12 protein-coding genes and 1 pseudogene are annotated in these 12,898 nt (G+C 60.9%); 6 read left to right on the top strand and 7 right to left on the bottom strand.

From position 1 onward, the window contains the following. The first annotated feature begins 146 nt into the window (after nt 1–146). The 6 genes and pseudogenes from JZ00_RS18450 (at nt 147) to JZ00_RS18475 (ending at nt 4,594) form a co-directional block, all read left to right on the top strand. A complete protein-coding gene (locus tag JZ00_RS18450) occupies nt 147–779 on the top strand; it encodes a TetR family transcriptional regulator (RefSeq protein ID WP_039592574.1) in 633 nt (210 codons plus the stop codon). A 174-nt stretch (nt 780–953) separates the two neighbouring features. Further along, a complete protein-coding gene (ureE, locus tag JZ00_RS18455; protein WP_039592573.1) occupies nt 954–1,454 on the top strand; it encodes an urease accessory protein UreE in 501 nt (166 codons plus the stop codon). Then, nucleotides 1,451–2,125, top strand: a complete 675-nt coding sequence (locus JZ00_RS18460) for an urease accessory protein UreF (RefSeq protein ID WP_039592572.1) — start codon at nt 1,451–1,453, stop codon at nt 2,123–2,125. Before ureE ends, JZ00_RS18460 begins: the two co-directional genes overlap by 4 nt. 9 nt (nt 2,126–2,134) lie before the next feature. Next, nucleotides 2,135–2,749 carry an urease accessory protein UreG gene (ureG, locus tag JZ00_RS18465; RefSeq protein WP_039592571.1) on the top strand — a complete coding sequence of 205 codons (615 nt, stop codon included), beginning with the start codon at nt 2,135–2,137 and terminating at the stop codon, nt 2,747–2,749. A 30-nt stretch (nt 2,750–2,779) separates the two neighbouring features. Further along, nucleotides 2,780–3,353: pseudogene (locus tag JZ00_RS18470) on the top strand (HupE/UreJ family protein). A 107-nt stretch (nt 3,354–3,460) separates the two neighbouring features. Then, nucleotides 3,461–4,594, top strand: a complete 1,134-nt coding sequence (locus JZ00_RS18475; RefSeq protein ID WP_039592569.1) for an AGE family epimerase/isomerase — start codon at nt 3,461–3,463, stop codon at nt 4,592–4,594. Between the two features lie 66 nt (nt 4,595–4,660). Here JZ00_RS18475 and JZ00_RS18480 read toward each other — a convergent pair whose 3' ends face one another. From JZ00_RS18480 to amaA, 7 genes are all read right to left on the bottom strand, one after another. Then, the gene (locus tag JZ00_RS18480) at nt 4,661–5,425 is read right to left on the bottom strand and encodes an SDR family oxidoreductase (protein WP_030140131.1); all 765 of its coding nucleotides are present in this window, start codon (nt 5,423–5,425) and stop codon (nt 4,661–4,663) included. 755 nt (nt 5,426–6,180) lie between these two features. Then, nucleotides 6,181–6,897 (bottom strand): ABC transporter ATP-binding protein, encoded by a 717-nt coding sequence (locus JZ00_RS18485; protein WP_039592568.1) that lies wholly within the window; start codon nt 6,895–6,897, stop codon nt 6,181–6,183. Then, nucleotides 6,894–7,766, bottom strand: a complete 873-nt coding sequence (locus JZ00_RS18490) for an ABC transporter ATP-binding protein (protein WP_039592567.1) — start codon at nt 7,764–7,766, stop codon at nt 6,894–6,896. The genes JZ00_RS18485 and JZ00_RS18490 overlap by 4 nt, the downstream gene beginning before the upstream one ends. Next, nucleotides 7,763–9,043 carry a high-affinity branched-chain amino acid ABC transporter permease LivM gene (gene livM, locus JZ00_RS18495; protein WP_039592566.1) on the bottom strand — a complete coding sequence of 427 codons (1,281 nt, stop codon included), beginning with the start codon at nt 9,041–9,043 and terminating at the stop codon, nt 7,763–7,765. The genes JZ00_RS18490 and livM overlap by 4 nt, the downstream gene beginning before the upstream one ends. A 2-nt stretch (nt 9,044–9,045) precedes the next feature. After that, the gene (locus JZ00_RS18500) at nt 9,046–9,960 is read right to left on the bottom strand and encodes an ABC transporter permease subunit (protein ID WP_039592565.1); all 915 of its coding nucleotides are present in this window, start codon (nt 9,958–9,960) and stop codon (nt 9,046–9,048) included. 136 nt (nt 9,961–10,096) lie between these two features. Continuing rightward, on the bottom strand, nt 10,097–11,233 hold the full coding sequence (locus tag JZ00_RS18505) for an ABC transporter substrate-binding protein (RefSeq protein ID WP_039592564.1): 1,137 nt from the start codon (nt 11,231–11,233) through the stop codon (nt 10,097–10,099). Between the two features lie 370 nt (nt 11,234–11,603). After that, nucleotides 11,604–12,887: an L-pipecolate oxidase gene (gene amaA, locus JZ00_RS18510; RefSeq protein WP_039592563.1), complete on the bottom strand. Its 1,284-nt coding sequence runs from the start codon at nt 12,885–12,887 to the stop codon at nt 11,604–11,606. Nucleotides 12,888–12,898 lie beyond the last annotated feature (11 nt).

Consider the following 12,898-nt stretch of genomic DNA (forward strand, 5'->3'; position numbering starts at 1 on the left):
TGGTCAATAAAAAAGCCCGATTCCTCGAATCGGGCTTTTGATTTTTCCAGCGCCTCGTTTCCCCTCGATGACCTCCTACCGTTCGACGACGGCAAAGCCGATTTGCTAGAGTGCGTCGCTCCCAAGACTCGGAAGTCAGTCCTGCGATGCTGCCCCGCGCCGAACAGAAACAACAGACCCGAAATGCCCTGATGGACGCAGCCCGCCATTTGATGGAATGCGGCAGGGGGTTCGGCAGCCTGAGCCTTCGCGAAGTTGCCAAGACGGCAGGCATAGTTCCCACCGGGTTCTACCGGCATTTCCAGGACATGGACCAACTAGGCCTGGCGCTCGTCAGCGAAGTCGGCCAGACCTTTCGCGAAACGATTCGACTGGTGCGTCACAACGAGTTCGTCATGGGCGGCATTATCGATGCGTCGGTGCGGATCTTTCTCGACGTGGTCCACGCCAATCGATCGCAGTTCCTGTTTCTGGCCCGCGAGCAATACGGCGGTTCGCAACCGGTCCGTCAAGCCATCGCAAGGCTGCGCGAAGACATCAGCTCGGACCTGGCGGCCGACCTGGCGCTGATGCCGAAACTCCAGCACCTGGACCTTGCCGGGCTCAACGTGATGGCCGACCTCATCGTCAAGAGCGTGTTCGCCACCCTGCCGGACATCATCGATCCACCCGCCGAAGCCCTGCCCGAACACCTCACGCCCCAGGCAAAGATCACCCAGCAGTTGCGATTCATCTTTATTGGACTCAAGCATTGGCGCGGATTGGGCAGCACCGAATAACCGAATGGGGATATTCTGCTCGCCGCAAAATGGTGCCAGATATCCCGCAGCGCACCAATATGGAACGCAATTCACTCCCATCACAAAAGCCATCCCCCGCCATTTCCTACATCCCCTTCCTTTGGCAAGCCCCTTGCTCTAAACACAGCATTGTTCATTGCTGGAAGCACTCCGATGCTGGTGATTCACCGCAGAATCGACACTCAGCCTGGCTGGGACGCCGAGTTGCACTTGACCTTCGATGCACGCAGCAAAAGCCGCCTGCGCTGTTTCAGTGCCGAAGGTGAAGACGTTGGGCTGTTCCTCGAGCGAGGCCAGCCGCCTTTGTACGACGGCGAATGCCTACAGGCCGAGGACGGCCGCATCGTGCGGGTCTGCGCGCGTCCTGAGCAATTGCTGCATGTCACCTGTGCCAATGCGTTCGAACTGACCCGCGCGGCCTACCACTTGGGTAATCGACACGTGGCCCTGCAAGTGGGCAATGGCTGGCTGCGCTTGCTGGACGACTACGTGCTCAAGGCAATGCTCGAACAACTGGGCGCCACGGCCGAAGCCATCGAAGCCCCCTTCCAGCCGGAACATGGCGCCTATGGTGGCGGCCATCATCATTCCCGGCATGGCGATGGAGATTTCAATTACGCGCCGCGCCTGCATCAGTTTGGCGTGCGTACATGAACCCGGCCTGGGCGCTGCTGCGTCTGGCCAGTCCACAACTGCCGATTGGCGGCTACAGCTATTCCCAGGGGTTGGAAATGGCAGTGGATAACGGTCGGGTCAAAACGGCGGATGAGGCACGTCGCTGGATCGGCGATCAACTGCTGCTGAACCTCGCACGGTTCGAAGCGCCTCTGCTGCTAACCCACTGCGCAGCCGCTGCGGCTAACGATTGGGACGCGCTGCAACAACTTTGCGAACAACACCGTGCCAGCCGGGAAACCCGCGAGCTGCACCAGGAAAGCCGGCAGATGGGCTATTCGTTGCAACAGCTGCTCGCCGGGCTGCCGGAACTCGACAGCGCGGCCCGCGCCTTTCTTCAACAGCGCAGCGAACCCCACCTGGCGCTGGGCTGGGCCCTGGCGGCCCGCGCCTGGAACATCGGCCCGCAGGACGCCCTCGCCGCCTGGTTGTGGAGCTGGCTGGAAAACCAACTGGCGGTGCTGATGAAAACCCTGCCCCTGGGCCAGCAAGCCGCCCAGCGCCTGACCAGCGAACTGCTGCCGCTGTTGCAACAGGCCCAGCAAGACGCCTCGAACATCGATCCCGACCATTACGGCAGCGCCGCGTTTGGCCTGTCCCTGGCGTGCATGGCCCATGAGCGCCAGTACAGCCGCCTGTTCCGTTCCTAGGAGACACACATGAATACACAACCTCTGCGCGTGGGTATCGGCGGCCCGGTGGGCTCCGGCAAGACCGCCCTGACGCTCGCCCTGTGCCTGGCCCTGCGTGAGCGCTACAACCTGGCGGTGGTCACCAATGACATCTATACCCGCGAGGACGCCGACTTCCTGGTGCGCAACGAAGCCCTGGCGCCGGAACGGATCATCGGCGTGGAGACCGGCGGCTGCCCGCACACCGCGATCCGCGAAGACGCCTCGATCAATCTGGAAGCGGTCGATCAGTTGAACCGGCGCTTCCCGGGCCTGGACCTGATCCTGGTGGAGTCCGGCGGCGACAACCTGTCGGCAACGTTCAGCCCCGAGCTGTCGGACCTGACCATTTATGTCATCGACGTCTCGGCGGGCGACAAACTGCCGCGCAAGGGCGGGCCGGGTATCTGCAAATCCGATTTGCTGGTGATCAACAAGATCGACTTGGCGCCATTGGTGGGTGCCTCCCTGGACATGATGAACAGCGACACCCAGCGGATGCGCAACGGCAAGCCCTTCGTCTTCAGCAACCAGAAGACCGGCCAGGGCCTGGACGAGATCATTGCCTTCATCGAACGCCAGGGCTTGCTGACCGCTGCCTGATTCTCCCAACTGATCACAAGGAAGCTATTCATGACTCTCAGACGCATCTTCAGTGCCCTCGCCCTGCTATTGACCCCGGCGCTGGCCTTCGCCCACCCGGGCCATGGCGATAACGGCCTGATCGCCGGACTCGGCCACCCCATCGGTGGGCTCGATCATTTGCTGGCGATGCTCGCGGTCGGTTTATGGGCCGCGCAACAACAAGGCGCCGCACGCTGGGCGCTGCCGTGCACTTTCGTCGGCACGATGCTGCTTGGCGGCCTGTTGGGTTTTGAAGGCCTGGAGCTGCCGGCACTGGAAAACGGGATCGCCGCCTCCCGTATGTGCCTTGGGCCTGGCCGTGGCGTTGGCCGTGCGTCCGCCGCTGGGCCTGGCAGTTGCTGCGACGGCGATGTTTGCGCTGTTCCATGGCGTGGCCCATGGCTTGGAGCTGCCGGGCATGTCCAGCCCTTGGGCCTACGCCGCAGGCTTTGTCGCAGCGACAGCGGCGCTGCATGGCGCAGGTTTTGCGCTGGTGCGGGTGTTGCCGCGAGCGGCGGCGCCGTTGGTGCGGTTGGCGGGGGCGGCTTCGGCGGCGACTGGAGTTTGGTTGCTGGCGGGTTGATTCTCCAGCGCCGGCAAGGGTGGCCTGACAGCCACCCCATCTCCCCAGGCCGGCCACTCTGCTACCATGTCGCGCAATCGATCCCCCCGCCGTGACGACGTCCGCCAATGCCCGATGCTTCCCGCTCCGCCCCTTTGCCTGAACTGACCGCCCTGTTCGCCACGGTGCGCCAGCATTTTCACGACGTGATCGTGCCTATGTGGCAGGGCCCGGGTTGGAATGCCGAATTGGCGTTGCCCTATGAATCCCTCGATAGCCAGCACCAGCCGCTGCCGCCCCAGCGCTACCGGGCGATGGCGTGTGCGCGGCAGTTGTATGTGTTTGCCAGCCTGATCGGCGAAGTACCCCAGGCCGAGGAGCGCGCCGCTGCGCTGTTCCGCTCGCTGCAACGGCATTTCCACGATGCCGAGCATGGCGGCTGGTTCTACAGCATCGATCCACAGGGCGCGCCGCTGGATTCCAGCAAAGACCTCTACACACACGCGTTCATTCTGTTCGCTTGCGCTCATTACTGGGGCAAGGTTCGCGAGCCGCTGGTGGAATCAACGCTGAATGCGGCGCTGGAAGTGATCACGCGACGTTTCGCCACTGGCGATGGCCTCTACGAAGCCAGCCTGGGGCGTGACTGGTCGACCCGCCAATCCGGCCCGCTGCAGAATCCGCTGATGCACCTGGCCGAAGCGTTCCTGGCGGCCCTTTCGGTTCGCGACGACGCCAACGTGCGCCAGGCGTTGCTGGGCCTGTGCGAGGGAATGTTCCAGTGCTTCGTGGATCCCGGGCCAAGGGTCATGATGGAAAAACCGCTCAAGGCTGTGGATAACTGGTTCGAGCCAGGCCATCAGTTCGAATGGTATTTCCTGCTGGCTTCATCGCCCTTGTTGCGCGGCGGCAAACTGCACACGGCCCTGGAGCACAGTTTCGGCCTCACGGAACAACAAGGTGTCGATCCGGATTGCGGCGCAGTTTGCGCGATGCTGAGCCTGGAGCCACATGCATCTGCGCGTGACGCGACACAACGCATCTGGGCTCAAGCGGAGTACCTGCGGGCACTGACCTTGCGGCCGGGAAGCGAAACAGTCCTGCTGCGTCAACTGCGGGCTCTTGAGCAGCACTTCCTGCACGCCCAGGGTTGGAACGAATGCCTTGACGCCGATGGCAACGTCAGTCGCCGGGACATGCCTTCGACCACCCCTTATCATCTTCTGACCTGCTACCGCGGTCTGGCCGACTACCTGGCGTAACACTTCCGTGGCGAGGGAGCTTGCTCCCTCGCCACAACACCATCTCCAGCTCAAGTACGTCAGCGGTCAGGCCTTATTGCGCTCGATGGCAAACCCAGCCCAGGTCTGGCTCACCGGCATCAGCTCCAGGCTGTTGATGTTGATGTGCGCCGGCGTGTTGAGTACCCAGAAAATCGTATCGGCAATGTCCTGCGGCTGAATCGGCTCGGCACCGGCGTAGGTCGCGTTGTAGCGCTCCTGGTCGCCACCAAAGCGCACTAGGGAGAACTCGCTTTCGCACAGGCCTGGCTCGATATTACTCACCCGCACGCCCGTGCCTTGCAGGTCGCAACGCAGGTTCAGGGAGAACTGTTTGACGAAGGCCTTGCTCGCGCCATACACGTGGCTACCCGGATACGGATAATTACCGGCGATGGAGCCCAGGTTGACGATCCCGGCGCCACGGCCATGGGCGATCAGGCGCGGCAGCAGCAGGCGGGTGCTGTAGATCAGGCCTTTCACGTTGGTATCGACCATGGTGTCCCAATCGTCGAGATCGCACTTGGGTGCTGGATCGACGCCCAGGGCCAGGCCGGCGTTGTTGATCAGCCCGCGCAACTTGGCGAAGGACGGCGGCAGGTTGGCGATGGCTTCTTCCATGGCCTTGCGATCACGCACGTCCAATACCAGGCCGTGGACCTCGGTCTGCTTGGACAGCTCGGCACAAAGGGCATCGAGGCGTTCTTCACGACGACCGGTCAGCACCAGTTTCCAACCGGCTTCGGCAAAACGACGGGCACAGGCTTCGCCAAAACCGGACGTCGCGCCAGTGATAAACAGGGTGTCAGACATCGTGTTCTCCTTGCTTAGGCTTCAAACAACCATTGAATGGAAATTGGCCAACAGCATGCCCGGCCTGGCACGCCAGGGGCAAGGCTGATCAATCACTTCACGGCGTGCTGTTCAAAAAACGAACAATCAGGGCCAGGCCTTGCCCAGCAAGGGCCGCAGCGGGTTGCACGCACCTTATCCACAGGCACGTCCACAGTAATCGGGGGCAAGTAAAAAACCTGAAAGCCTTCGTGCATAAGGCTTTGCGAGGGTTTTGGAAATTTTTTTCGCTTGACCTCGCAAGTCGGGTTGTGCAGATCAACTTATCTGCTATAAGCGAGAGCTTGAGGACGCGATGGCTCCAAGCCAGCAACTACAACGCTCAGCGCGGTCTTTCCAGAGTTTAGTCACAGACTTATCCACAGGCTTGCCCACAGACTTTCGAGCCCATTTCCGTGCTTATAAAACTGTTGACAACAGCCGCTCTCCTCTGACTGGAAATGACTGATCAAAAAACGATCACAGCCCTGTAGGCCACGTATTCAAAGGCTTTCAGCCAGCTACTCCCACGTTACCCACAGCCAGTTCCACAGCAAACGGGGACAAGTCAAAACTGTGACAAAACAACTATTTGCGGCGACTTTATGTCGCGGTTTCGCAGGGGCTCAGGATTGTTGTCCACAATTGGGGACAACCATACGAATCCCTTGTGGTGTAATCCAAAAGATAAAAAAACCGGCGATCATTCGCCGGTTTTTTTCATTGCACAACCAGCGTCAATGCCCGCCCAGATACGCGTTGCGCACCTCTTCGTTGGCGAGCAGTTCCTTGCCCGTGCCGGTCAGGCGAATTTCGCCGTTGACCATCACATACGCCCGGTCCGACAGCTTGAGGGCATGGTTGGCGTTCTGTTCCACCAGGAAGATGGTCATCCCGGTGGAGGCCAGTTCACGCAGGGTCGCGAAGATCTGTTTCACCACGATCGGCGCCAGCCCCAGGCTTGGTTCATCGAGCAACAACAACTTGGGCCGGCTCATCAATGCCCGGGCAATGGCGAGCATTTGCTGTTCGCCGCCGGACATGGTCATGGCCCGCTGGTTGCGGCGCTCCTTGAGCCGCGGGAACAGCTCGAACATGCGCTGCATGTCCTCGCTGGCGTGTTTGTCACCGATGGGGATGGTGCCCATCAGCAGGTTCTCCTCGACGGTCATGTCGGGGAATACCCGGCGTCCTTCCGGCGACTGCGCGATGCCGTTGGAAGCAATGTAGTGCGACGACTTGTGGGTAATGTCCACGCCCTGGTAGATGATCTGCCCGCCCGCCGCACGCGGCTGGCCGAAAATCGACATCAGCAGCGTGGATTTGCCGGCGCCGTTGGAGCCGATCAGGCTCACGGTCTCGCCTTCGCCAATGTGCATCGATACTTTCTTCAGGGCCTGGATCGGTCCGTAGAACACGTCCAGCTCCTTGAGTTCGAGGATAGGTCCACTCATACCAATTCCTCTTCATCGGCACCCAGGTAAGCCGCGATCACCTTCGGATCGTTGCGAATCGCCTCGGGACCGCCCTCGGCGATCACGTTGCCGTGGTCCAACACCACGATGTGGTCGGAAATGCTCATCACCATGCCCATGTCGTGTTCGATCAGCACCACGGTCAGATCGTGCTCGTCGCGTAGCAGCCGGATCATCGCGCTCAGCGCTTCGGTTTCCTGAGGGTTGAGGCCCGCCGCTGGTTCGTCGAGGCAGATGATCTGCGGACGGGTGCACATGGCCCGGGCGATTTCCAGACGGCGTTGCTGACCGTAGGAAAGCTCCCCGGCCAGGCGGTTGGCGCAGTCCACCAGGTCGACCACTTCCAGCCAGTAGAAGGCGTGGTCCAAGGCATCGCTTTCCGCCTTGCGGTAGCCCTTGGTATTGAGGATACCCGCCACCAGGCTGCGGTTGACCCACATGTGCTGGGCCACCAGCAGGTTTTCCAGCACCGACATTTCCTTGAACAGGCGAATGTTCTGGAAGGTGCGCGCCAGGCCGGCACGGTTCACCAAGTGGGTGCCGCCGAACATCTTGTAGTACAGCCGGCTGGCAAAAGATTTTGGCGAGACGAAGTCGGTCGGGCGAAACGCTTCGCCCAACAGCTTGATGACGTCGGTCTGCTCGCCACGCACGTTGAGTTCGATCTTGCCGCCCGAAGCCTTGTAGAAACCGGTCAAGCAGTTGAACACCGTGGTCTTGCCCGCACCGTTGGGGCCGATCAGGGCGAAGATAGAGTTGCGCTTGACCTGCAGGCTGACGTCGCTGAGGGCCTTGATGCCGCCGAACTGCATCATCAGGTTTTCAACTTTGAGTACGACTTCGCTCATGGCGCTACCCCCTTGCGCGGCGTCACACCGGTACGGCTGATACGGATCAGGCCGCGTGGGCGCCAGATCATCATCAACACCATCAACACGCCGAACAGCAGCACTCGGTATTCAGAGAAGCTGCGCAACAGTTCCGGGGCCACGGTGAGCACGAATGCTGCGATCACCACACCGACCGTCGACCCCATGCCACCCAGCACCACGATCGCCAGGATCAGCGCCGACTCGAAGAAGGTGAACGACGACGGGTTGACGAAGCCTTGGTAACTGGCGAAAAACACCCCGGCCAGGCCAGCGGTGGATGCACCGATAGTGAAGGCCGAGAGCTTGACCAGCACATGGTTCAGGCCCATGGAGCGGCAAGCGATCTCGTCTTCGCGCAAAGCTTCCCAGGCGCGACCGACCGGCATTCGCGTCAGGCGATGCTTGATGTACAACACCAACAAGACGGTGATGAACAGCACGATGTAGATAAACAGGAATTTGATGTTGGGGTTGTAATCGATACCGAAGAACTCGTGGAACGGCACCCCGCCGTCCTTCGCTCGCCTGCCGAATTCCAAGCCCAGGAAAGTCGGTGCCGGAACCGGCATGCCATTCGGCCCGCCGGTGAACGACAGCCAGTTGTTCAGCACCAGCCGGATGATCTCACCGAACCCCAGGGTCACGATGGCCAGGTAGTCACCGTGCATTCGTAACACCGGGAATCCCAATATGCACCCCGCCATCGCCGCCGCAATGGCCGCCAGTGGCAACACCGTCCAGAAACCCAGGCCCAGGTACTGATAGCCCAGCGCCAGGCCGTAGGCGCCGATGGCGTAGAACGCCACGTAACCCAGGTCGAGCAGCCCGGCCAGGCCGACCACGATATTGAGGCCCAAGCCGAGCAACACATAGATCAGTCCGAGGATGACCACCGTGAGCACGTACTTGTTGGCGAAGAACGGAAACACGATGGCAATCACGATCAGAGCCGGAATGATCCAGCGCAGCCGCGATTTGTAATCCGGCGGCAACACGTGCACGCCGGAGCCGGTGCTCTCGAAACCCTGGAGAATCTTCAGTCCCTTGGGGGTCTGCAAGAACAGGCTCAGGGCGAAGCGCCCGACCATCACGATCGCCACCAGCCAGCCAACGCGGGCCGGTTGCAGGTTGAAGCTGTAGCCGTCGAGCACCACGCCGACGATCGGCCCGAACACGATCAGCGAGATCAGGCCGGCCAGGATCGCGTCGATGACGCTTTGTTTGATATCAAGCGGTTTATTGGCAGCAGACATACTTACACCTTCGCCACGAGTGGGCGACCCAACAGGCCTTGGGGACGGAAAATCAGAATCAGCACCAGCAGCGAGAAGCTGAACACGTCTTTGTAGTCAGAGTTGATCAGACCGGCGAACAACGACTCGGAAATGCCGAGGATGATCCCGCCAAGCATTGCCCCAGGCAGGGAGCCGATGCCGCCGAGTACCGCCGCGGTGAACGCCTTGATGCCGATGATGAAGCCGGCATAGAAGTCGAAGGTGCCGTAGTTCATAGTGATCAGCACACCCGCCAGGGCCGCCATGGCCGCGCCGATGATGAACACGTAGGAAATCACCCGGTCGGTGTTGATCCCGAGGATGGAGGCCATCTTGCGGTCTTGCTGGGTAGCGCGGCACATGCGGCCGAGCTTGGTGTACTTGATGATATAGGTCAGCAGCGCCATGCCGGCGAATGCGGCAATCAGGATGAAGATCTTGGTGTAGGTGAGCTGCACGAAGCCGGTACCGATGTCGACGCGCATGGCGCCTTCAAGTAGCGTCGGCACACCCTGTTGACGGGCGCCCTGGCTGATCTGCGCGTAGTTCTGCAGGATCAGCGAGATGCCGATGGCACTGATCAGCGGTGCCAGCCGGGTGGAGTTGCGCAGGGGTTTGTAAGCGACGCGTTCAATGACCCAACCGTAGACCCCAGTGACCACGATCGTGAACACAAGGGTGCCAAGGATCATCAGCGGGAAGGATTCGATACCGAAGTAAGCCAGCAGAGCCAGACTGATTGCCGCGAGGTAAGCGGAAATCATGTAAACCTCGCCGTGGGCGAAGTTGATCATGCCGATGATGCCGTAGACCATTGTGTAGCCGATGGCGATCAGACCATAGACCGACCCGAGGGTCAGGCCATTGATCAGTTGCTGCAGGAAAATACCATCCATAACGCAATCTCACGCAGTGAGAACCTGCACACCCTGGGGCGTGCGGTTCTTCTAAGGAAAATACAGATTTACGTCGGAGCAATGTCAGGCGCGACCGTCCCGCTCCCTGTCGGAGCCTGGACGGTCGCTTCAGCCCTTACTTCTGTTTTTCCAACTGGTGATACTTGCCATCCTTGTCCCACTGGTAGACCACGTAGTCGGAGACCTTCAGGTCGCCCTTGGAATCCCAGGTTTTTTCACCCATGACGGTTTTCACCGGGTTGGCTTTCAGCCACTTGGCAGCGTCTTCACCCTTGTTGGACTTGGCGCCGTTGAAGCCGGCCGCCAGGGCCTGGACCGACGCATAGGCGTACAGGGTGTAGCCTTCAGGCTCGACGCCCTGGGCGCGGAAAGCGTCCACGACGGCCTTGCTGTCCGGCAGCAGGCGTGGGTCGGCGCCGAAGGTCATGTACACGCCATCGACGTATTGCGCGCCGCCAGCGGTGGTGACCAGTTCGTCGGTGACGATGCCGTCATCGGACATGAACTTCACGTCCTTGAGGCCTTGTTCGCGCAATTGGCGAACCAGCGGGCCGGCTTCCGGGTGCAGACCGCCGAAGTAGACAACATCGGCACCGGCGGAACGGATCTTGGTGACCACGGCGCTGAAATCTTTCTCGCCACGGGTCAGGCCTTCGTACAACACTGGAGTTACGCCACGCTTGGCCAGTTGTGCCTTGGTGGCATCCGCCAGGCCTTGGCCGTAGGTGTCCTTGTCGTGCAGCACGACGACTTTCTTGCCCTTGAGCACGTCGACGATGTAGTCGCCGGCCACGATGCCCTGCTGGTCGTCACGACCGCACATGCGGAACATCGCGCTCAGGCCGCGCTCGGTCACGGCCGGGTTGGTCGAGCCAGGCGTCATCGCGATGATGCCCGCTTCGTCATAGACCTCGGAGGCCGGGATGGTGTTGGATGAGCAGAAGTGCCCGACCACGCCGATCACTTTGTCCTGGTCAACCAGGCGGTTGGCCACGGCCACGGCCTGCTTGGGTTCGCAGGCATCGTCGCCGGCAACCAACACGATCTTCTCGCCGTTGACGCCACCCGCTTTGTTGATCACATCGGCCGCCGCCTGCGCCCCCTTCATGTACTGCTCGCCAAATGCAGCGTTGGCACCGGTCATCGGCCCCGCCACACCAAATTTCACATCAGCTTGAGCAAACGCAGAAACACCCAGCGCAGTTGCCACTGCGAGGGCCAGAAAGCCTTTCTTGTAAAACGTCTGGGACATGAGGTGGTGCTCCAAGGTTTTTTTTAGTTGGCACTGCGACTTCACTTCACTGAAAAGCTCAGAGCAAGGGCCGTGCCATCGGTTTTTTATTCTTAAAAAAGTCGCTGCTTTATTGTTATTTCGACTGTTTTGGGCCCTTTTTCACAGGGCGTGCAACCGTCTAATCCGCACGAGGTGCAACCTTATTTACAAGTAGGTAAAACCCTCCATGAGCCATCATTGCAACCGCCGCGCGAAACGGCGTGCAACCACTGTGTAACAACCTGCGTCACCGAAGTGCACACTGTCGGTGCGCGGCTGCTACACCCCGCACCATAACAGGCTAGACGTTAAGCCGAGAAAAACCGCCATCCGTAACACTTTTCAACAATCAGATGACGATCCGCAAGCACTGGCCCGCGTGATACAGCGAAAAACCCGCTTCATACAGACAACTGCGCAGGCCGACACCCGCCAGGGGCTGCATCGGCGCGAAGGGTATCGGCAAGGCACTGGCATCACCGTGGCACAGGTAATCGGCGAATGCCTTGCCTACCACAGTGCCAGTGGTCACGCCGCGACCGTTGTAACCGGTCACTGCCACCAGGCCGGGGGCCGGTTCGAAAAGGCGCATCAGGTGATCAGGCGTGAAAGCAATGCAACCAGTCCAGGTGCATTCCCACTCCACCGCCTTGAGATAAGGGAAATAGTGCTGCTGCACCCGATCGGCCCAGGCCTTGAGAAACCAGGTCGGCTTGCGATTGCCATTGCCCAGGCTGCCCAGCAACAGGCGCCCGTCCTTGTCCCGGCGGATGCTGCTCAACACTTGGCGGGTATCCCAGGAGCCCTGCCCGCCGGGAAGAATACGGCGGGCGGCCTCGCCGTCCAGTGGGACCGAGGCGACCTGATAGTAATAACCGGGGAAGAAATTACGCCGCAGTTCGGTCCAGTCGCCCTCGGTATAGGCATTGGAGGCGATCACGACTTGCTCGGCCGTTACCGAACCCTGGGCGGTCTGCACCGACCAGCGTTGGCCCTGGCGCTCCAAGCGCGTCACCGGAGAATGATCGAACATCAGCGCACCAAGGTCCTGGGCAGCCTTGGCCAACCCGCTGGCGTAGGCCATTGGATTGAGGGTGCCGGCGCGACGGTCGAGCAGCGCCGCGGCAATCTTATCGGTGCCGGTGGCATCGGCGCAGGCTTGGCCGGTGAGTAGCTCAACCGGCGCGCCGCGGCGCTTCCATTGTTCTTCGCGGCTGCGCAGGTCGGCCTCGCCCCGGGCGTTATGGGCCATGTGCAAGGTACCTTCGCGGCGCAGTTGGCAATCGATGGCGTATTTGTCGACGAGACTGAATACCAACGCCGGCGCGGCGCCCAGCATACGGTTGAGTTGGCTGCCCACCGCCTCGCCGAACCCGGCCTCAATCTCGTCCGGCGGGATCCACAGGCCAGCATTTACCAACCCGACGTTGCGCCCCGAGCCCCCATGCCCGGCCCGATGCGCCTCCACCACCGCGACGCGCTTGCCTTGCTCCAGCAAATGCACCGCCGCCGACAGCCCGGTAAAGCCCGCGCCGATAATGCAGACATCGACCGTGACCTCACCGGTGAGCGCAGTGTTTTCTGGTCTTTGCGGCGTCAGTTTTTCCCACAGACATTCTTCGCGTAACGGCATTGCCAGACTCC

The organism is Pseudomonas frederiksbergensis, assembly GCF_000802155.2.
GTDB lineage: Bacteria > Pseudomonadota > Gammaproteobacteria > Pseudomonadales > Pseudomonadaceae > Aquipseudomonas > Aquipseudomonas frederiksbergensis_A.